The sequence below is a fragment of the Candidatus Njordibacter sp. Uisw_039 genome (assembly GCF_047730075.1).
GTDB lineage: Bacteria > Pseudomonadota > Gammaproteobacteria > Pseudomonadales > Balneatricaceae > Njordibacter.
Genome location: NZ_CP159831.1, coordinates 2,511,126 through 2,529,755, shown reverse-complemented (window position 1 = coordinate 2,529,755; position 18,630 = coordinate 2,511,126). Strand labels below are relative to the sequence as shown.

Sequence of the window (18,630 nt, the reverse complement as noted above, 5' to 3'; positions counted from 1 at the left end):
ATGTAGTGTTTTCAGTGCGACACCCCTGACTGCCCTGACGCGCCTAGCGCCAGCACAGTCTCTGTGGTGTCAGTTTAATCTAACAAGTGTGACATGACTGTGACATGGATTTCTTACAAGAAACTCAAGACAAAAAAAGATCAACACCATATAAGTTGTTGATCTTTAATACAATATGCGTGGTACCAGTGGACGGACTCGAACCGTCACGCCGTTAAGCAACGGATTTTGAATCCGTCGTGTATACCAATTTCACCACACTGGCACATTGAGGGGCGGATTATACAGAGTTATCTTTTAGCGTCAACGCTTCGATAACTATTTATCTTGTTTTTGATCAATTAACCATGGGTTGGATCACTAAAGAGGATGACTATAAAATATGAGCATTTCATAGTCCAAATGTGAGGTTCAAATTCTAATGCCTCAAAGAAACGCCAAATACGCCTGTGCTGCAGCTGCCTATTTTGTTATTATGGCAGGCCGAATGACCTAGGCCTTGGGATTTTCACCAACAGCCCCCATCAAGACCTCATGCAAGTTTCTGATTTTAGTTTTCATCTCCCTAATGAGCTTATTGCTCGCTACCCAGCTCCGGAACGCACGGCGAGTCGGTTGATGCAGTTGCATGGTGAATCTGGCGCAGTATCCCACGGTGGCTTTACTGATTTGCTTGAATTTATTCAGGCGGATGATTTGTTAGTATTGAATAATACTAAGGTTATCCCTGCACGCTTGTTCGGTGCGAAAGAGTCTGGTGGCAAGATCGAAGTGTTGGTTGAGCGACTTCTGGGCCAGCGTAACTTTGTAGCCCATGTACGTGCGAGTAAATCTCCTAAGGTAGGTGCTCGATTATTGTTAGAAGGTGAAGTGTGGGCCACCATGGTTGCGCGTCACGATGCCTTATTTGAACTCGTTCTAGATGAGGGTGAAGCTGCGTTAGATGTATTACAGCGCTTAGGCCATATGCCATTGCCCCCTTATATCGACCGTCCTGACGACACGGCAGACCGTGATCGCTATCAAACTGTATTTGGCAAATATCATGGTGCCGTGGCCGCGCCTACGGCAGGGTTACATTTTGATCAGCCCCTGTTGGATGCTATAGCGGCTAAAGGTGTGAATTTGGCTTACGTTACATTACACGTAGGTGCGGGTACGTTTCAGCCCGTGAAGGTTGAGCGTCTTGAGGACCATCATATGCATGGTGAGATCGTGGAAGTGGGTGCGGTAGTTTGTAACGCTGTGAAACATACCAGAGCCAAAGGTGGCAGAGTCATTGCTGTGGGTACCACTTGCGTTAGGGCTCTAGAAAGTGCCAGTGCTAATGGCGAAATCACACCGTTTAAGGGTGAAACACATATATTTATTTACCCAGGGTATGGTTTTAAAAGTGTCGATACCTTGCTGACCAATTTTCATTTATCTGAATCGACCTTGTTGATGTTGGTCAGCGCTTTTGCAGGCCGAGATTGTGTTATGAATGCTTACGCCCAAGCTATTGAGCACGGTTATCGTTTTTTTAGTTATGGTGATGCCATGTTAGTGACACCAAAATCTTCTGCTTTGGAGAGGACATGAGTCGCAGTTGTTTTATGAAGTTTGAACGTCTGGCCCAAAGTGGTGAGGCGCGTCGTGGTCGATTAAGTTTTCCCCGTGGTTCGGTAGAAACTCCGTGTTTTATGCCTGTGGGCACCTATGGCACAGTAAAGGGTATGTTGCCTAGAGATATTGAGGCCACCGGTGCGGAAATTATATTAGGTAATACCTTCCATCTAATGTTACGCCCAGGAACTGAAGTGGTGAAGCTGCATGGTGACTTGCATAACTTTACTCAGTGGCAAAAACCAATTCTTACGGATTCTGGCGGCTTTCAAGTATTTAGCTTGGGTGCCAAAATTAACGAAGAAGGTGTGAAGTTTCAGTCACCCGTTAACGGTGATACCGTTTTTATGACGCCAGAATCATCTATGCAGGTGCAGCAAGAATTAGGTTCGGACGTGGTGATGATTTTTGATGAATGCACACCGTACCCAGCTACTGAAGACGAGGTGGCAACGTCAATGCGCCGCTCTATGCGTTGGGCAAAGCGCAGTAAAGACGCCCACGGAGAAAGCCCTTCGGCCTTGTTTGGTATAGTGCAAGGTGGCATGTATGAGCATCTGCGTGATGAATCCCTCGAGGGATTGGCTGATATAGGTTTTGATGGCTTTGCCATTGGTGGGTTGTCTGTAGGTGAACCTAAAGACGACATGTTACGGGTACTTACCCATACGGCGCCTAAACTGCCTGCAGATAAACCGCGCTATTTGATGGGTGTAGGTAAGCCAGAAGATTTGGTTGAAGGAGTGCGTCGCGGTGTTGATATGTTTGACTGCGTGATGCCCACGCGTAATGCACGTAATGGACACCTGTTTATTACTAATGGGGTGGTGAAAATTCGTAACGCTGTGCATAAGACTGATCCTGGCCCACTTGATAAAGAGTGTGATTGTTATACCTGTAGTCATTTTTCTCGGGCTTATTTGTATCATTTGGATAAGTGTCGTGAAATGTTAGGGGCGCAGCTTAATACCATTCACAACCTGCATTACTATCAGCGGCTCATGGCAGGATTGCGTACAGCACTGGAAGCGGGTACATTGGACGACTTTGTCGATGATTTTTACAGCAAGCGCGGTTTAGCTACGCCTGCTTTAAATAAATAATTTATTTTTTAGTTAATAATGTTGGAGATAATATGAGTTTCTTTATTGAATCAGCCATGGCCGAAGGCGAAGCAGCAGCCGGTGGGGATACAGGTTCTCTTGTGATTATGATGGTGATTTTTGCCGCCGTATTTTATTTTATGATTTGGCGTCCACAATCAAAGCGAACTAAAGAGCACAAGAACCTAATGGGCGGTTTGTCCAAAGGTGATGAGGTGGTAACCAACGGCGGTATGATTGGTAAAGTGGCTAAAGTGAGTGATGATTTTGTTACCATCACCCTAGCTGATGGTGTGGATTCTCATTTCCAAAAAGCTGCCGTGGCTTCTGTGTTGCCAAAAGGCACTATTAAGTCTATTTAATTTTGTGGTGTTAAAGCCTTGGTTGTTTTGGCCGTTTGTGGCTGGCAATGAGGCTTTTTTTATGACTCGTTTTTCAAGGAAAGCCTGTGTTAAATCATTATCCCTTATGGAAAAGCCTACTTATTATTGTTGGCTTGGCCCTCGGTGGGCTTTACGCTCTGCCAAACTTATACCCAGATGATCTGGCTATACAAATCTCTGGAGCGAGAAGCGCCACGTTAATTGATGAGCAGGTGCTTAATGAAGCAGCTGATGCCTTGGATAAGGCTGACTTAAATATTATCAGCGTTGAGTTAACGGCTAAAAACGTACTAGTGCGTGTGGCTGATTCCGAGTCTCAATTACATGCTAAAGCAGTTTTGAGTGATGCTTTAGGTGATAAGTACGTTACTGCACTTAACCTTGCCCCCACCACCCCTGATTGGTTAACCAACCTAGGCGCTGGTCCCATGAAGCTCGGTTTGGACCTGCGTGGTGGCGTACACTTTTTGCTTGAAGTTGATATGGTGCAGGCAGTTGCACAGCGCTTAGACGTATACGTGAGTGAAATTAAAACCTCATTGCGTGCTGAAAAACTACGTTACCGTGCTGTTTCTCGCGAAGTGGACGGCAGCTTGCGTATTAAATTTATGGACGCAGAAGTTCGAGATCAAGCACGATCTCAGCTTAAATCTAGTTATAATGAATTTTTGATGAGTACTGAAGACGCAGACAGTGCTTATTACCTTCTTGTTAGCCTTAATGAATCCACTGTTCGTGAAATTGAGAATTACGCTGTGAATCAAAACCTAACCACTTTGCGCAATCGTGTTAATGAACTGGGTGTGGCTGAGCCTTTGGTGCAGCGCCAAGGTCGTAACCGTATTGTTGTGCAGCTACCAGGTGTGCAAGATACAGCTGCAGCCAAGCGCGTGTTAGGCGCCACAGCAAACCTAGAGTTCCGACTTGAAGCCAAGCCGGGCACCGCTAGTGTTGCCACAGAAGAGTTTACCTTTAGGTCTGACCCTAATCGTAAAGCAACCTTAGAAAAAGGCCTCATTATTAGTGGTACTAGCGTCTCTAATGCCCAATCTAATTTTGATGAAACTGGCTCGCCTCAAGTGAATATCGATCTTGACAGTCAGGGTGGTAAGCTGATGAATCGTATTACGCGAAATGCCGTTAAGCGGCGGATGGCTGTGGTGTTTGTAGAGCATAAGTCGCGTATAAAAGTAGTGGAAGTGGACGGCCAGTTGGTTGATCAACGCCAATCCTATGTAGAGAAAAGCATCATTTCTTTGGCCACTATACAAACCGCCTTAGGTAACAGCTTCCGTATTACTGGGCTTGATGGCGCGGGTGAAGCTTCCGAATTAGCTTTGTTGTTGCGTGCTGGCTCTTTAGCGGCCCCGATGTATTTTGTTGAAGAGCGTACCGTGGGACCCAGTTTAGGCCAGGAGAATATTGATCTTGGTTTGACCTCTGTACAAATTGGTTTAGCTCTTGTGGTTGTGTTTATGTTGGCTTTTTATAGTGTCTTTGGTGTCATTGCCAATGTGGCCTTGGCCTTCAACTTACTGTTAGTAGCCGCAGTGATGTCTTTGCTTGGCTTTACCCTGTCTTTACCAGGTATTGCGGGTGTTGTGCTTACGGTGGGTATGGCGGTAGATGCTAACGTGCTCATCTTCTCGCGTATTAAAGAAGAATTAAAAGCGGGTATGGCGCCACAATCGGCTATCCATGCAGGTTACGAAAGAGCCTTCAGCACTATTTTCGATGCCAACATTACTACTTTGTTGGTGGCGGTTATCTTATATGCGGTCGGTACTGGCCCCGTTAAAGGCTTCGCAGTAACCTTATCTATTGGTATTGTTACCTCCATGTTTACAGCCATTATGGTGAGTCGTGCCATGGTGAATGGTGTTTACGGTGGCAAAAAAATCACTGACATTAAAATATGGCCTTTGTTTATGGGAGCAGTTAAATGAGCGACATGAAAATTATTAACTTTATGTCCCTGCGTAAAATAGCAGGAGCTATGTCCATTGCCCTTGTTTTAGGTGCATTAGTCTCCCTAGCAGTTAACCAGCTACAGTTTGGTTTGGATTTTACTGGTGGTACGTTAATTGAAGTAGGCTATGAGCAAGCACCTAGTTTGGTTGATGTGCGTAATCAGTTGCAGGGTGCTGGATTTGATGATGCCGTGGTGCAGAACTTTGGTTCCGAAAAAGATGTTCTGGTTCGTCTTGGGCAAACATTTAACGACAAAGTTGGTGAGCAAGTACTCACTGCCTTGCAATCTGCTTCAACTTCGTCGGTTGAGCTTCGTCGTTCTGAGTATGTTGGCGCTCAAGTAGGTGAGGAACTCACAGAACAAGGTGGCTTAGGTATGCTGCTTGCTTTGGCTATTGTGATGATCTACGTGGCCCTGCGCTTTCAAGTTAAATTCTCTGTGGGTGCAGTGGTTGCTTTAGTCCACGACGTGCTTATTGTATTGGGGATCTTCTCGTTATTTAAACTGGATTTTGATCTAACAGTATTGGCTGCTATTTTGGCGGTCATTGGCTATTCCTTGAACGATACTATTGTTGTGTCTGACCGGATTCGAGAGAACTTCCGTAAAATGCGCAAGGGTACGACCATTGAAATTATTAACGAGTCCCTCACACAGACACTGGGCCGTACTTTGGTGACATCCATCACCACGCTATTGGTGTTAATGTCGCTATTATTGTTTGGTGGTGAGTTGATTCATGGCTTTGCGTTTGCATTAATCATTGGCGTATTGGTGGGAACCTACTCGTCTATTTACGTAGCGGCCAACATGTTGTTGTTGCTTGGTATTAGCCAAGAAGATCTAATTGTTCCGCCTAAAGAAGAAGTCATAGAAGGCGAAGGCTTTGAAGAGGGTGAAGGCTTCGAAGAGGGTGAGGGTTTTGATGAGGACTTAGAGCGGCCTTAGTTGATCGCTTCGCTGCGCTAGCAAAGACAATAAAGTCTATGGCAGCGCAGCGAAGAATCCATGTCTCTTCGAGTTCAGTGACGACACGATCACATGCTTATCGGTTTACAATCAAGCGCTATGTACTGTTTTAAGCATGAGTTTAAGCAGCTTAGGGTTAGCACAGACCAGCTCTCCCTTATTCAAGGCAGCACCGCCAGTAAAATCAGCAGCTAAACCCCCAGCTTCCAATATCAACAATAAACCAGCGTCTGCAGTGTCATCTAAACTGCTATGCCATAAGGCATCTAAGCGGCCAGCGGCAGTGTAAGCCAATGCCATGTTGTTGCTCAGTTGAGCGTAGTTGGTAGCGCCTTGGCTAAACAAGTTGCGAGAAATGGCTTGGCCACGATCGAAATCCGTTAGGTCTTCACGATTTTGGTTACCACCACCGAATATTTGCGCTCCTTTCAGTGTGGCACGCTTACTGGCCCGAATACGGCGGCCATTAAGCTGAGCGCCGCGGCCTTTGCTGGCGCAGAATTCTTCACCGCTGGAAGGACAGATAATAATAGAATGGGCTAATTTTCCCTCTTCGTAGCAGGCCATGGTCAAGGTGAACATGGGTAGGCTATGGGCATATTGGTCAAGGCCGTCAATAGCACTTATACGCCATGCTTTGCTTGGTGCTTCTGCTGGCGCATTCATCTCACCAGCTATAGAGCCAGTAACACCTTGTTCTGGGTGGGCCTTGTGAATTTCATAGGCAATGGTGCGTTCTGCACCTTCACATTGCTTGCGCAAATGGACATCGAGCTCCTGGCCTTCTTCGTGAATAAGATCTAGTCGTTCCATTGATCTGACGAGTTGTTCGCTAGCGATACGCGCGGCACGCAGGCCAATGTTAATTAGCGGAAGCATGGGGGAATTACCTTAAAGTTTATAAAGAACGGGACGCAAATACGTCGATGGCGCGGAGTATAGCAAAAAAGTGGTAAAAAAAACCTATTACGGCTGGAGAATTGCGCTCCAGCCACGACAAAATGGTGGAATATAGCTATTATCGCAACTTCAAAATTTATTCATTTTTTAGGTTAGTGGCTCCCATGCAAAATTTAATGGCCAATGCGCGTATTGTCTTGGTAAATACTTCACATCCTGGCAATATTGGTGGCGTTGCCCGAGCCATGAAAAACATGGGCATTCACAATTTGGTATTGGTTGACCCGCAAGAGTTTCCCAGTGGTAAAGCCGATGCGCGTTCAGCGGGTGCTAAAGATGTGTTGGCAAATGCGCAAGTGGTTGGCAGCTTAGCACAAGCCATAGAGGGGTGTGGTTTAGTGGTAGGTACTAGTGCGCGCAGTCGCAATATTCCGTGGCCTTTGCTGGATCCTCGCCAAACAGCTGCGCAGGCCTTAGCCGAACTGCCAAAACATCAAGTTGCTTTTGTATTTGGCCGTGAAGATCGTGGCCTTACAAACGAGGAGTTACATTTGTGTAATTTCCACGTACATATCCCTTCTCATGAAGACTTTAGCTCACTCAACTTGGCTGCCGCAGTGCAGGTGATCACCTATGAGTTACGTATGGCTTTGTTAGCTGCGCAAAAAGGCGATGCGCCAGCGCCTGTTTGGGGGACTGAATGGGATGAGGAGCTGGCGACCAATGATCAAATGGAAAAGCTGTTTGAGCACATGCAAGAAACTTTAGTAGAAGTGGAGTTTTTGGATCCACAAAGCCCACGCCAGCTGATGGCGCGGTTAAGGCGTTTGTATGTGCGTGCTCGGATGGATCGAATTGAGCATAATATTATGCGCGGTATCTTAACTGCCACACAACGTACGTTGAAAAAACTCCGTTAGCCACCATATAATCCCTGTGCACCCAGTAATATAGCAACGCTACAGCTTAGGCTAGTCACTGGCCTCGCTTCATTAATTTAGGATTAAGGTCATGTTCAGACATCTGAAAGAAGATATCGCCTCCGTTTTCCACCGCGACCCAGCGGCACGAAACTTTGTAGAGGTTCTTACCTGCTATCCTGGTTTACACGCTTTGCTATTGCACCGTATTGCCCATAGTTTTTGGAATGTTGGGCTTAAGTGGTTGGCGCGCTATTTATCCACTGTGACCCGCTGGTTTACTGGAATTGAAATTCACCCTGGAGCACAAATAGGCAACCGCTTTTTTATTGATCACGGCATGGGTGTAGTGATTGGTGAAACAGCCATCATCGGCGATGATGTGACCTTATATCACGGTGTGACCTTAGGTGGCACGACATGGGATAAAGGTAAGCGACATCCCACACTGCATGATGGCGTAGTGGTTGGTGCAGGAGCAAAAATACTAGGTCCATTTGAAGTTGGTAAAAATGCCCGTGTCGGTTCCAACGCTGTGGTAACTAAGGCCGTGCCAGCAAACGCCACAGTGGTGGGTATTCCTGGACGCATTATTGAGCGCCCTAGTGAAGCTGAGCAAAAATTACGCCGAGATCTGGCTGATAAGTTTGACGCCTATGGTATGAGTTCAGACCTGCCAGATCCGGTGGCTAAATCCTTATCAGCTATACTGGATCATATGCACGCAGTGGACAGGAAATTGCATTGTATGGCGGCTAAAATGAAAGAGCTGGATGCTAGTTATATAGACGAAAATCTACCAGAATTGAATGTGGCGGATTTTGAGGCAGCTATAGACCCTAGGGGCGATCATCAGTCATAAAATCAGCTGTCAATGGATGTGCTTTAATACTTGACTAATTTAGTCAGGTTTTAGTAAAATGGCCCTATGTTGAAAACACAGGTTCTCTAATGAAGCTCACAACTAAAGGCCGTTACGCGGTGACTGCGATGTTAGATCTTGCTATCCACGCGTCAGATAAGCCCATAAGTTTGGCAGATATTTCAGAACGTCAAGTGATCTCATTATCCTACCTAGAGCAGCTTTTTTCTAAGTTGCGCCGGCAAGGTTTAGTGGAGAGTGTGCGAGGTCCTGGTGGTGGTTATTGTCTGAGCCGAGGTGCAGAAGTTATCTTTGTGGCACAGGTGATTGATGCAGTAAATGAAGCGGTTGACGCCACTGGCTGCAGGGGTACAGAAAATTGCCAGGCGGGAAACATGTGTTTAACGCACCATTTATGGACTGACCTTAGTAATCAAATTCACTCATTTTTAAGTGACATCAGTTTGGCAGACTTGGTGAGTGAGGGGGAGGTGCAAGAGCATACCCAGCGTCAGATGGGGAAAACTAACACTGCCGAATTACTGAATTTTGTAAGTGAGTGATAACTTGCTTGCCTGTTTTAAAGATTGACTAATAGCTGTTTCTAACAGTGGAGAACATACATGAAATTGCCTATTTTTTTGGACTATTCAGCAACCACACCCGTAGACCCAAGGGTTGCTAAATTGATGTGTGATTGTTTGACGCAAGAGGGTAACTTTGGCAACCCAGCGTCACGGTCCCACGTGTATGGTTGGCAGGCAGAAGAGGCGGTAGAAAACGCTCGTCGTCAGGTTGCTGATCTAATCAATGCTGATCCAAGGGAGATTGTTTGGACATCGGGTGCCACAGAATCAGATAACTTAGCCATTAAGGGTGTGGCGCATTTTTATCACAAAAAAGGTAAGCACATTATCACCTCAAAAATTGAGCATAAGGCAGTCTTAGACACTTGTCGCCAGCTTGAACGTGAAGGTTTTGAAGTGACTTATTTAGACCCTACATCGGAGGGCTTGATTAGTGCTGAACAAGTTGCTGAAGCCCTGCGTGAAGACACTATCTTAGTGTCTTTGATGCATGTAAATAATGAAATTGGAGTGATTACAGACATCACGGCCATTGGTGAGGTAACCCGTGCCAATAAAGTATTGTTTCACGTTGATGCTGCTCAAAGTACTGGTAAAATAGCCATTGATCTAGCAGTATCAAAAGTTGACTTGATGTCCTTCTGTGCCCATAAGACTTATGGCCCTAAAGGCATTGGAGCCTTGTATGTAAGCCGTAAGCCACGTGTGCGTTTAGAGGCTCAAATTCATGGTGGTGGTCATGAGCGTGGCATGCGTTCTGGCACCTTAGCAACCCACCAGATTGTAGGCATGGGCGCTGCGTTTGCGATTGCGCAAGAAGAAATGGTTGCTGATAATGCCCGTATTAAACGCTTAGGTCAGCGTTTGTGGGATGGTGTTAAAGACATGGAAGAAGTCTACATGAACGGCCATGCAACGCAGCGAGTGGCTGGCAATGCAAACATAAGTTTTAACTATGTAGAAGGTGAGTCGTTGCTCATGTCTCTACGTGAATTGGCGGTTTCTTCTGGCTCGGCGTGTACGTCTGCTAGCTTGGAGCCTTCTTATGTATTACGTGCCTTAGGCATGAATGATGAACTGGCCCATAGTTCAATTCGTTTTAGCATTGGACGGTTCACTACGGAAGCGGATATTGATCAGGCGATTGAGTTGTCACTTAACGCAGTGACTAAATTGCGCTCGTTATCGCCTTTGTGGGACATGTACAAAGACGGTATCGATTTGGACTCTGTGCAGTGGGCTGCACACTAATTAAGGCGCAGTGGTTTACCCACTGCCTGCACATAAAATAGCTTGAGAGGATAATCACATGGCATATAGCGAACAGGTTCTCGATCATTACGAAAACCCCCGTAACGTGGGCAAGATGGACGAAGCAGATGCGCACGTAGGTACTGGTATGGTGGGAGCGCCAGCTTGTGGAGACGTGATGCGTCTGCAGATTAAGGTAAATGACGAAGGTGTGATTGAAGACGCCAAATTTAAAACCTATGGCTGTGGCTCTGCCATAGCCTCAAGCTCGTTAGTTACCGAGTGGATGAAAGGTATGACCTTAGATCAGGCTGGCGAAATTCGTAATTCCAACATCTCTGAAGAGTTGGCATTGCCACCAGTAAAAATTCATTGTTCTGTACTTGCCGAAGATGCGATCAAAGCCGCAATTCACAACTATAAGAGCAAGCAATAACGCTTAGGCGTTATTTAAGTATCCATAAGAGGAAGGCATCATGGCCATTACCATTACACAGGCAGCCGCCGACCACGTTACTAGCTACTTAGCTAATCGTGGCGAAGGTGAAGGCGTGCGTCTGGGTGTCCGCACTACGGGCTGCTCAGGAATGGCTTACATTTTAGAATTTGTTGATAAGGTATCTGCAGATGATGCAATCTTTGACAGCAAAGGCGTGAAAGTGGTGATTGATCCAAAAAGTTTGTTGTATTTAGATGGTACAGAACTGGATTACGCCAAAGAAGGTCTTAATGAAGGTTTTCAATTCAATAACCCCAACGCCAAAAGCGAGTGTGGTTGTGGTGAAAGCTTTAACGTTTAGGCAGTCTTTGGTGCTTTAGAGCTATGGATATTAGTCAAGATTATTTCTCTTGTTATGGTTTGCCTTGTGACTTTGCTGTAGATCTTGCGGTGTTGCGTCAATCTCACCGCCGACTGCAGCAACAACACCATCCAGATCGCTTTGTATCTCAGCCTGATAGTGAGCAAAGAAGAGCGGTGCAAATTACGGCCTATTTAAATCAAGCCTACGCTACCTTGCTCGAACCGTTAAAGCGCGGCATTTATCTGCTTCAGTTGCAGGATATGGACCCATTAGCACCTAATAACACACAAATGCCTATGGATTTTTTGTTGCAGCAAATTGAGCTGCGAGAATCCTTAGAAGACATGCCTCGGGCTCAAGACCCGGAAGCAGAAATTGATGTTATGGCATCTCGGCTCCAACTCCAGGCCAGCCAATTAGAAAATGAATTTGCCCAGGCGTATGGTTCGTCAGACTTTGAAATCGCGGAAAAAACCGTACGTAAGCTTCAGTTTATCGTTAAGTTACAGCAGCAACTAGACGCCCTCGAGGGCGCATTGCTCGATTAAGGAATACACACATGGCCTTGTTGCAAATCGCAGAGCCCGGTCAAAGCGCCAAACCTCATCAACGAAAACTCGCTGTCGGTATAGACCTTGGCACCACGCACTCGTTAGTGGCCAGTGTTCGTAGTGGGCAAGCAGAAACCCTGCCTAATAGTCGTGGTGAACACTTATTACCTTCTGTGGTGCGTTACTTGGCTGACGAGTTGCCTCAAGTTGGCGTCAAGGCCCAAGCTCATTTAGTGGATGATGCAGCTAACACGGTAATGTCTGTTAAGCGCCTAATGGGCCGCGGTATTGAAGATGTAAAGCGTCTTGGCGAAAACATGCCTTACCTATTTGAAGCTTGTGATCAGGGCATGCCCCTTATTAACACCGTATCTGGTTTAAAGAGTCCTGTGCAGGTGTCTGCTGATATTTTACGTGCCCTGGTGCAGCGTGGAGAGAGTAGCTTAGGTGGGGAATTGGTTGGTGCTGTGATTACGGTGCCAGCTTATTTTGATGATGCGCAACGCCAAGCAACCAAAGACGCGGCTCAGTTGGCAGGCATCCAGGTATTGCGCCTACTTAATGAACCCACAGCTGCGGCAGTGGCCTATGGTTTGGAGCAGGATCAGCAAGAGCACGGCACTATCGCTGTGTTTGATCTGGGTGGAGGTACTTTTGATATCTCCATATTGCGTATGGAGCAGGGTGTTTTTGAGGTGCTTGCAACTGGTGGCGATTCAGCTTTAGGCGGTGATGATTTTGATCACGCGCTAGCGGAATGGATGCATCAAGAGCGTCAAATACCCGCCAAGCTGGATTTGGCTCAGCAGCGGTTTTTGCTGCGCCTGGCTCGCGCAGGCAAAGAATTGTTAAGTGATTTGCAGAGTACTCAACTATCCTTTGAGGGTTGGCCAGGCACAGAAGCCTATGCCGATCTGGAGCTCACTCGTGAACAAATGAACCTGTTGCTAGATCCTATTATTGGTAAGGCAATTAGAGCGACAAAGCGCACTTTACGTGATGCTAAAGTGACGCCAGATGATGTAGCTCGAATCGTCATGGTGGGTGGTTCAACCCGAAGTTTGCGAGTGCAAGAACGGGTGGCGGAATTATTTCAGCAACAGCTGCTAACCGACATAGATCCAGATCGGGTAGTGGCTTTGGGTGCGGCACGTCAGGCTGATGTGTTGGCAGGTAATCAAAGTGGCGAAGAGTTATTGTTGCTTGATGTGCTGCCGTTATCGTTAGGTTTAGAGACCATGGGCGGTTTAGTGGAACGAGTAATTGACCGTAACACGCCGATTCCTGTGGCCCGCGCCCAAGAATTTACCACATATCAAGATGGTCAAACGGCCATGTCTATTCACGTCTTGCAAGGTGAGCGTGAGTTGGTGCAGGATTGCCGATCTTTGTCTCGCTTTGAGTTGCGAGGTATTCCAGCAATGACGGCTGGTGCGGCTAAAATTCGAGTCACATTTCAGGTGGATGCCGACGGCTTGCTGGAGGTGAGTGCCCGTGAGTTAACTTCGGGTGTGGCTGCATCAGTGCAAGTAAAGCCTTCTTATGGCTTATCTGACGTGCAGATTGCAGACATGATTAAAGCCAGTTGGACTAATGTGGAAGATGATCGCAGCGCCCGTAGTTTGCGTGAGCAGCAAGTTGAGGCAGATCGTCTTGTAGAAGCGGTGACTATGGCGCTTGCAGAAGATGGGGAGCGTCTACTTACGTCACAAGAGCAGCAGGCTATCGTCAAGCAAATGGAGCAATTGGTGTTGGCTCGCAATGGCCAAGATCATCATGCTATCGCGAAACAAATTGAAGTCATGGCTAAGGCCAGTGATGCCTACGCAGCCATGCGTATGGATGATAGTATTAAACGAGCCCTCGCGGGTAAGTCTGTGGATCAGTTGTAACACAGCTGGTCATAATAGCCGCAAGCTTAGGAGCTAACTTAAATGCCACAAATTATTATTTTGCCCCATGCCGAACTTTGCCCAGAGGGGCAAGTGTTTGAGGCGCCTGCTGGGCAGACTATTTTAGATGCTGCCAAAAAGAACGGTATCGACATCGAGCACGCCTGTGAAAAATCATGTGCCTGCACAACGTGTCACGTTGTAGTACGAGAAGGGTTTGACTCAATGATCGAGTCTGACGAATTAGAAGATGATATGTTGGATAAGGCTTGGGGCTTGGAGCCAGATTCTAGACTCAGCTGTCAGGCAGTTATCGCGGAAGACAATTTAGTAGTGGAAATTCCCAAGTACACTATTAATATTGTCTCCGAAGCGCATTAACACTATTAACGGCCTTGGGAGGTTCTTATGAGTATGGTTTGGACGGATACGCTAGATATCGCTATTGAGTTATATGAAACCCATCCAGATGTGGACCCACGGCTAGTGCGGTTTACAGATTTGATGGGTTGGGTTATGGCCTTGCCAGACTTTAATGACGACCCTAAGCGTTGTGGAGAAAAGATTTTAGAAGCCATTCAGCTTGCCTGGATCGCTGAGTTGGATTAGTACCCAGTGGGCTATTAAAGGCGTATAAAACAGCGTACAATTACGCGGTCAAAATTCACGTACGTCTTAGTACGTCTTTATTTTTTTAATATTAACCCATTTAATGGGTCCCACTGTTTGGAGAATACCATGGCGGTAGAACGCACTCTGTCCATCATCAAGCCTGATGCTGTAGCAAAAAATGTAATCGGCAAAATCGTTTCTCGTTTTGAAACTAACGGCCTTAAAGTTGTTAGTATGGAAATGAAGCAGTTGTCCGAAGCCGAAGCTCAAGGCTTCTACGCTGAGCATAGCGAACGTCCTTTTTTTGGCCACTTGGTTTCTTTCATGACTTCTGGTCCTGTTGTTGTGCAGGTTCTTGAAGGTGAAGGCGCAGTAAATAAGAACCGTGATCTAATGGGCGCAACTAACCCACAAGAAGCTGCTGAAGGTACAATTCGTGGTGACTTTGCAGAATCTATAGATGCAAACGCGGTACATGGATCTGACTCTACGACGTCAGCCGCTCGTGAAATTGCCTACTTCTTCGGTGGCTAATAGCTGTTGGTTAAAGTAGGCTGTTATTGCTTTGGCTAATTTTTAGCGGCAATAACAGCATGCAACGTGCGGCGTTCCTAGTGAACGCCGCATTGCGTTTAGACCAAATAAATGGCTGCGCAAAACTATGTATTACTTACAGGTCTTAAAATGTCTGAAGTCAGCACAAAAATTAATATTTTAGGTTTTTCCCAAACGCAAATGGAAACCTTTTTCAAAACTATGGATGAGCCGAAGTTTCGGGCAATTCAGGTGATGAAGTGGATTCATCAGTTTGGTGCAGATGACTTTGAAAGCATGACCAATGTCAGTAAAAAATTGCGTGAAAAACTCACCCTAAGTGCTGAAATCGTAGAACCTGAAGTGCTGTACCGTGGCGATTCTAAAGATGGTACCCGAAAGTGGGTGATCGGAGTGTCAGGTGGCAACAAAGTTGAGATGGTACTTATTCCCGATGGTGATCGGGCGACCTTATGCGTTTCATCTCAAGTGGGTTGTGCTCTGGACTGTAGTTTTTGTTCTACTGGCAAACAAGGTTTTAACCGCAATTTAACTGCGGCTGAAATTGTTGGCCAACTGCGCATTGCTATTAAGTCGTTTGGCCCTGTGGATCCAAACGGCCCACGCCGGGTGACTAATGTAGTATTTATGGGTATGGGCGAACCTCTGCTGAATTTTGATAATGTCACTCCAGCCATTGCGCTTATGATGGATGATAATGCATATAACCTTTCTAAGCGTCGTGTGACCTTAAGTACCGCGGGTGTGGTGCCGGCCATCGACCGTTTGAGCCAGATAACTGATGTATCTTTAGCTGTTTCTTTACACGCCCCTAACGACTTGCTACGCAACCAGCTAGTGCCGGTGAATCAAAAGTACAACATCGATGCCTTGTTAGATGCGTGTAATCGTTATTTAGAAAATCTAAATGATAAACGGGTGATTACCATGGAATACACCATGATTGATGGTATCAATGACCAACCTAAGCATGCCCGTGAATTAGCTCAAGTGCTTAAGCGGGTGCCCTGTAAGCTGAACCTCATTCCTTTTAATCCGTTTCCAGGGTCAGATTATCGTCGTAGCCCAAGGCCACAAATTGAATTATTTCAACGTATTATGGCGAAATCAGGAATTATTACTACCATTAGATCTACTCGTGGCGATGACATTGACGCCGCTTGTGGCCAGTTAGTGGGGCAGGTTAAAGATCGTACGCGCCGAAGTGCAGCACATGCTGCGCGTATTGAAGCTAAGCAAATTTTGTAAAGGAACTTACAGATACTAGCAGTGTCCAAAAATGGGCGTTATGATAGGCCTATGAAAGACTGTCGGTTAGTCTAACTATGATAAGTAATTCAACGTCGAATAATAATAAAGGGTATTGATTGTGATTGATGTGGAACCATTAGATATGCAGGATCAACAGGAATTAGACGGTCAGTTACCAGGCTTTCCTGGTCACTTATTGCGCCAGGCCCGTGAAGAGTTGGGGTTGTCGCAAAAAGAAGCAGCCCGAGATTTACATTTAACATCAAAAGTCATTAATGCTATTGAAGAAGATAACTTTGAATTGATTCCAAGCTCTTTATTTGCTCGAGGCTACATTCGTTCCTTTGCCCGCCATGTAGGCTTGGATGGTCAAGCATTGGTGGCAGAGTTTGATGCGGTGTATGGCGCGCCAAACCACGGCACTAAACCTATGCCAGGTATCCCTAAGGGCGGTTCGCAAAGCAAGCCCAGTGATACTTGGGTTAAGTTGACTTCAATCATTTTTGCTATTGGTTTGCTAGCCGCATCAATTGTTTGGTGGCAAATCCAAAATGGCGGTTTAATGTTTTCCCAATCAACCAGCGTGGTCGTGGACGCTCCTGCGAGTGAAACTGATGATGGCGACGACAGTATTGATTTAGTGCTACTGACTACAACTCAAAGTGACGTGGGAGCAACGGTGCCTGCAGAAGAGCCTGCGTCTGCAGCCGAGCCAAATATACAGTCTGAAGAGGTGGAAGTGGTGGAAGTGGTTGCTGCTAAACCTGACGTTGATGCGGTGACAGAAAGCGTTAAAGAACCAGTACCCCTAGTGGCTGCTGATGTTCTTGTGCTTGCACCTGATGAAGCTCAACTGATAATGGTATTTGATAAAGATTGTTGGGTAGAGATTAAAGATGGCAAAGGTAAGATGATACTGTCGGACTTGTACTCTGCAGGCGACACCATTGACCAAGTGGTAACAGCGCCAATAGAAGTGTTGTTGGGGCGTTCCTCTGGGGTAGCTACAATGACGTTTGACGGCCAAGCCATTGATTTAAAGCCACATACTCGAAAGGACATTGCGCGCCTTACTCTGAACAAATAGATCTGCATTAGTTAGCGACACCTCCATTAAATAAGGAACACATTTTGGCGTCTATAAAAGCCATTCGTGGTATGAACGATATATTGCCGGCTCAAACGCCTTTGTGGCAATTTTTTGAAGCACAAATGAAGTTGGTTTTTGATCAGTATGGTTATCAAGAAATTCGTATGCCCATCGCTGAAAAAACGGATTTATTTTGTCGTTCAATAGGCGAAGCGACAGATGTTGTAGAGAAGGAGATGTATACCTTCGCTGATCGCAATGGCGATAATATGACCCTGAGGCCAGAAGGCACAGCTTCCTGTGTGCGAGCCGCTCAAGAGCATGGGCTAACCTATAACCAAGTGCAGCGTTTGTGGTATCACGGTCCCATGTTTCGCTACGAACGCCCACAAAAAGGGCGTCAGCGACAGTTCCATCAATTTGGTGCAGAAGTGTATGGTTTAGATGGCCCAGATGTAGATGCTGAACTGATTATAATGACAGCGCGTTTGTGGCGGCAGCTGGGCTTGCAAGACGCCGTGACATTGCAGTTGAATACCTTAGGAAGTTCTGCGGCCCGGGCTGCTTATCGAACTGATTTAGTGACGTTTTTGCAAGTTAATATGCACTTACTTGATACTGATAGTCAGCGTCGAGTATCTACTAATCCATTACGGGTGTTGGATAGTAAGGATTCAAACACCCAGGCTTTGTTGGACGGTGCACCTGATTTTTATGGCTATTTGGATGATGAATCTCGCGTTCATTTTCAGCGTTTACGTGAACTTTTAGATGCTGCGGACATTAGTTATGAGATTAACCCTCGCTTGGTGAGGGGTTTAGATTACTACTGCAAGACTGTTTTTGAATGGGTGACCGATAAGTTGGGTGCTCAGGGTACAGTATGTGGTGGTGGTCGTTATGACGGTATGATAGAGCAACTTGGTGGTAAATCCACACCTGCCGTAGGCTGGGCCATGGGCGTAGAACGGATGATTTTGTTGTTACAAGAAATGCAGCAGGAGCCTGCTGGCTTAGGACAGCAAGCTGATGTATACCTAGCCCATATGGGTGATGCTGCAAGTTTGCGCACCATGCAATTAGCAGAACAATTACGCTCTGACATTGCTGGTTTACGCTTACTGTGGCATTGCGGTGGCGGCAGTCTCAAGAATCAAATGAAAAAGGCTGATCGTTGTGGCGCTAAACTGGTGCTTATTATGGGCGAAGATGAGTTAGCCCAGGGTCAAATCCAGTTGAGGCCATTACAAGGTCAGGGTGAACAGCAAAGCATCTCTCTAGATCAAGTATCAGCGCATGTGGCTGAACTTATTTAATAATTACT

General features: G+C 46.3%; 20 protein-coding genes and 1 tRNA gene. 19 read left to right on the top strand and 2 right to left on the bottom strand.

The window, feature by feature from the left end; genetic code table 11:
- Nucleotides 1-180: 180 nt before the first annotated feature.
- A tRNA-Leu gene (locus tag ABXT70_RS12055) sits at nucleotides 181-265 on the bottom strand.
- A 269-nt stretch (nucleotides 266-534) separates the two neighbouring features.
- Here ABXT70_RS12055 and queA point away from each other — a divergent pair.
- The 5 genes from queA (at nucleotide 535) to secF (ending at nucleotide 6,011) form a co-directional block, all read left to right on the top strand.
- Entirely contained in the window at nucleotides 535-1,581 is a 1,047-nt protein-coding gene (gene queA / locus ABXT70_RS12050; RefSeq protein ID WP_443640712.1) for a tRNA preQ1(34) S-adenosylmethionine ribosyltransferase-isomerase QueA, read from the top strand.
- Nucleotides 1,582-1,595: 14 nt separating this feature from the next.
- Nucleotides 1,596-2,708 carry a tRNA guanosine(34) transglycosylase Tgt gene (tgt, locus tag ABXT70_RS12045; protein ID WP_443642512.1) on the top strand — a complete coding sequence of 371 codons (1,113 nt, stop codon included), beginning with the start codon at nucleotides 1,596-1,598 and terminating at the stop codon, nucleotides 2,706-2,708.
- A gap of 32 nt (nucleotides 2,709-2,740) precedes the next feature.
- Entirely contained in the window at nucleotides 2,741-3,070 is a 330-nt protein-coding gene (yajC, locus tag ABXT70_RS12040; RefSeq protein ID WP_443640711.1) for a preprotein translocase subunit YajC, read from the top strand.
- Nucleotides 3,071-3,156: 86 nt separating this feature from the next.
- Nucleotides 3,157-5,037, top strand: coding sequence for a protein translocase subunit SecD (gene secD / locus ABXT70_RS12035; protein ID WP_443640710.1), 1,881 nt, complete (start codon nucleotides 3,157-3,159; stop codon nucleotides 5,035-5,037).
- Nucleotides 5,034-6,011 (top strand): protein translocase subunit SecF, encoded by a 978-nt coding sequence (gene secF / locus ABXT70_RS12030; protein WP_443640709.1) that lies wholly within the window; start codon nucleotides 5,034-5,036, stop codon nucleotides 6,009-6,011. Before secD ends, secF begins: the two co-directional genes overlap by 4 nt.
- A gap of 111 nt (nucleotides 6,012-6,122) precedes the next feature.
- On the opposite strand, the gene ABXT70_RS12025 is transcribed toward secF, so the two are convergent.
- On the bottom strand, nucleotides 6,123-6,911 hold the full coding sequence (locus ABXT70_RS12025) for an inositol monophosphatase family protein (protein ID WP_443640708.1): 789 nt from the start codon (nucleotides 6,909-6,911) through the stop codon (nucleotides 6,123-6,125).
- 185 nt (nucleotides 6,912-7,096) lie between these two features.
- On the opposite strand from ABXT70_RS12025, the gene trmJ reads away from it, so the two are divergent.
- The 14 genes from trmJ (at nucleotide 7,097) to hisS (ending at nucleotide 18,622) form a co-directional block, all read left to right on the top strand.
- Nucleotides 7,097-7,852, top strand: coding sequence for a tRNA (cytosine(32)/uridine(32)-2'-O)-methyltransferase TrmJ (gene trmJ / locus ABXT70_RS12020; RefSeq protein WP_443640707.1), 756 nt, complete (start codon nucleotides 7,097-7,099; stop codon nucleotides 7,850-7,852).
- Between the two features lie 91 nt (nucleotides 7,853-7,943).
- Nucleotides 7,944-8,714 carry a serine O-acetyltransferase gene (cysE, locus tag ABXT70_RS12015; protein ID WP_443640706.1) on the top strand — a complete coding sequence of 257 codons (771 nt, stop codon included), beginning with the start codon at nucleotides 7,944-7,946 and terminating at the stop codon, nucleotides 8,712-8,714.
- An 89-nt stretch (nucleotides 8,715-8,803) separates the two neighbouring features.
- Nucleotides 8,804-9,277, top strand: coding sequence for a Fe-S cluster assembly transcriptional regulator IscR (iscR, locus tag ABXT70_RS12010; protein ID WP_443640705.1), 474 nt, complete (start codon nucleotides 8,804-8,806; stop codon nucleotides 9,275-9,277).
- A 60-nt stretch (nucleotides 9,278-9,337) separates the two neighbouring features.
- Nucleotides 9,338-10,552 carry an IscS subfamily cysteine desulfurase gene (locus ABXT70_RS12005; RefSeq protein ID WP_443640704.1) on the top strand — a complete coding sequence of 405 codons (1,215 nt, stop codon included), beginning with the start codon at nucleotides 9,338-9,340 and terminating at the stop codon, nucleotides 10,550-10,552.
- Between the two features lie 58 nt (nucleotides 10,553-10,610).
- Complete coding sequence (iscU, locus tag ABXT70_RS12000; RefSeq protein ID WP_443640703.1) at nucleotides 10,611-10,988, top strand: Fe-S cluster assembly scaffold IscU; 378 nt, start codon at nucleotides 10,611-10,613, stop codon at nucleotides 10,986-10,988.
- Between the two features lie 40 nt (nucleotides 10,989-11,028).
- A complete protein-coding gene (gene iscA / locus ABXT70_RS11995; protein ID WP_443640702.1) occupies nucleotides 11,029-11,352 on the top strand; it encodes an iron-sulfur cluster assembly protein IscA in 324 nt (107 codons plus the stop codon).
- A 23-nt stretch (nucleotides 11,353-11,375) separates the two neighbouring features.
- Nucleotides 11,376-11,903: a Fe-S protein assembly co-chaperone HscB gene (gene hscB, locus ABXT70_RS11990; protein WP_443640701.1), complete on the top strand. Its 528-nt coding sequence runs from the start codon at nucleotides 11,376-11,378 to the stop codon at nucleotides 11,901-11,903.
- 11 nt (nucleotides 11,904-11,914) lie between these two features.
- Entirely contained in the window at nucleotides 11,915-13,798 is a 1,884-nt protein-coding gene (gene hscA, locus ABXT70_RS11985) for a Fe-S protein assembly chaperone HscA (RefSeq protein ID WP_443640700.1), read from the top strand.
- Between the two features lie 42 nt (nucleotides 13,799-13,840).
- Nucleotides 13,841-14,179 (top strand): ISC system 2Fe-2S type ferredoxin, encoded by a 339-nt coding sequence (fdx, locus tag ABXT70_RS11980; RefSeq protein ID WP_443640699.1) that lies wholly within the window; start codon nucleotides 13,841-13,843, stop codon nucleotides 14,177-14,179.
- A gap of 27 nt (nucleotides 14,180-14,206) precedes the next feature.
- Complete coding sequence (gene iscX, locus ABXT70_RS11975) at nucleotides 14,207-14,407, top strand: Fe-S cluster assembly protein IscX (protein ID WP_443640698.1); 201 nt, start codon at nucleotides 14,207-14,209, stop codon at nucleotides 14,405-14,407.
- Between the two features lie 129 nt (nucleotides 14,408-14,536).
- Nucleotides 14,537-14,944: a nucleoside-diphosphate kinase gene (gene ndk, locus ABXT70_RS11970; RefSeq protein ID WP_046485207.1), complete on the top strand. Its 408-nt coding sequence runs from the start codon at nucleotides 14,537-14,539 to the stop codon at nucleotides 14,942-14,944.
- 150 nt (nucleotides 14,945-15,094) lie between these two features.
- Nucleotides 15,095-16,213 carry a 23S rRNA (adenine(2503)-C(2))-methyltransferase RlmN gene (gene rlmN / locus ABXT70_RS11965; protein ID WP_443640697.1) on the top strand — a complete coding sequence of 373 codons (1,119 nt, stop codon included), beginning with the start codon at nucleotides 15,095-15,097 and terminating at the stop codon, nucleotides 16,211-16,213.
- A gap of 121 nt (nucleotides 16,214-16,334) precedes the next feature.
- Nucleotides 16,335-17,303, top strand: coding sequence for a RodZ domain-containing protein (locus ABXT70_RS11960; protein WP_443640696.1), 969 nt, complete (start codon nucleotides 16,335-16,337; stop codon nucleotides 17,301-17,303).
- Between the two features lie 41 nt (nucleotides 17,304-17,344).
- Nucleotides 17,345-18,622, top strand: a complete 1,278-nt coding sequence (gene hisS / locus ABXT70_RS11955) for a histidine--tRNA ligase (RefSeq protein WP_443642511.1) — start codon at nucleotides 17,345-17,347, stop codon at nucleotides 18,620-18,622.
- Nucleotides 18,623-18,630 lie beyond the last annotated feature (8 nt).

Excerpts from the sequence above, each read along its gene's own strand:
- queA (WP_443640712.1), top strand. The coding sequence starts at position 535 with ATGCAAGTTTCTGATTTTAGTTTTCATCTCCCTAATGAGCTTATTGCT.
- tgt (WP_443642512.1), top strand. The coding sequence starts at position 1,596 with ATGAAGTTTGAACGTCTGGCCCAAAGTGGTGAGGCGCGTCGTGGTCGA.
- yajC (WP_443640711.1), top strand. The coding sequence starts at position 2,741 with ATGAGTTTCTTTATTGAATCAGCCATGGCCGAAGGCGAAGCAGCAGCC.
- secF (WP_443640709.1), top strand. The coding sequence starts at position 5,034 with ATGAGCGACATGAAAATTATTAACTTTATGTCCCTGCGTAAAATAGCA.
- ABXT70_RS12025 (WP_443640708.1), bottom strand. The coding sequence starts at position 6,911 with ATGCTTCCGCTAATTAACATTGGCCTGCGTGCCGCGCGTATCGCTAGC.
- trmJ (WP_443640707.1), top strand. The coding sequence starts at position 7,097 with ATGCAAAATTTAATGGCCAATGCGCGTATTGTCTTGGTAAATACTTCA.
- cysE (WP_443640706.1), top strand. The coding sequence starts at position 7,944 with ATGTTCAGACATCTGAAAGAAGATATCGCCTCCGTTTTCCACCGCGAC.
- iscR (WP_443640705.1), top strand. The coding sequence starts at position 8,804 with ATGAAGCTCACAACTAAAGGCCGTTACGCGGTGACTGCGATGTTAGAT.
- ABXT70_RS12005 (WP_443640704.1), top strand. The coding sequence starts at position 9,338 with ATGAAATTGCCTATTTTTTTGGACTATTCAGCAACCACACCCGTAGAC.
- iscU (WP_443640703.1), top strand. The coding sequence starts at position 10,611 with ATGGCATATAGCGAACAGGTTCTCGATCATTACGAAAACCCCCGTAAC.
- iscA (WP_443640702.1), top strand. The coding sequence starts at position 11,029 with ATGGCCATTACCATTACACAGGCAGCCGCCGACCACGTTACTAGCTAC.
- hscB (WP_443640701.1), top strand. The coding sequence starts at position 11,376 with ATGGATATTAGTCAAGATTATTTCTCTTGTTATGGTTTGCCTTGTGAC.
- hscA (WP_443640700.1), top strand. The coding sequence starts at position 11,915 with ATGGCCTTGTTGCAAATCGCAGAGCCCGGTCAAAGCGCCAAACCTCAT.
- fdx (WP_443640699.1), top strand. The coding sequence starts at position 13,841 with ATGCCACAAATTATTATTTTGCCCCATGCCGAACTTTGCCCAGAGGGG.
- iscX (WP_443640698.1), top strand. The coding sequence starts at position 14,207 with ATGAGTATGGTTTGGACGGATACGCTAGATATCGCTATTGAGTTATAT.
- ndk (WP_046485207.1), top strand. The coding sequence starts at position 14,537 with ATGGCGGTAGAACGCACTCTGTCCATCATCAAGCCTGATGCTGTAGCA.
- rlmN (WP_443640697.1), top strand. The coding sequence starts at position 15,095 with ATGTCTGAAGTCAGCACAAAAATTAATATTTTAGGTTTTTCCCAAACG.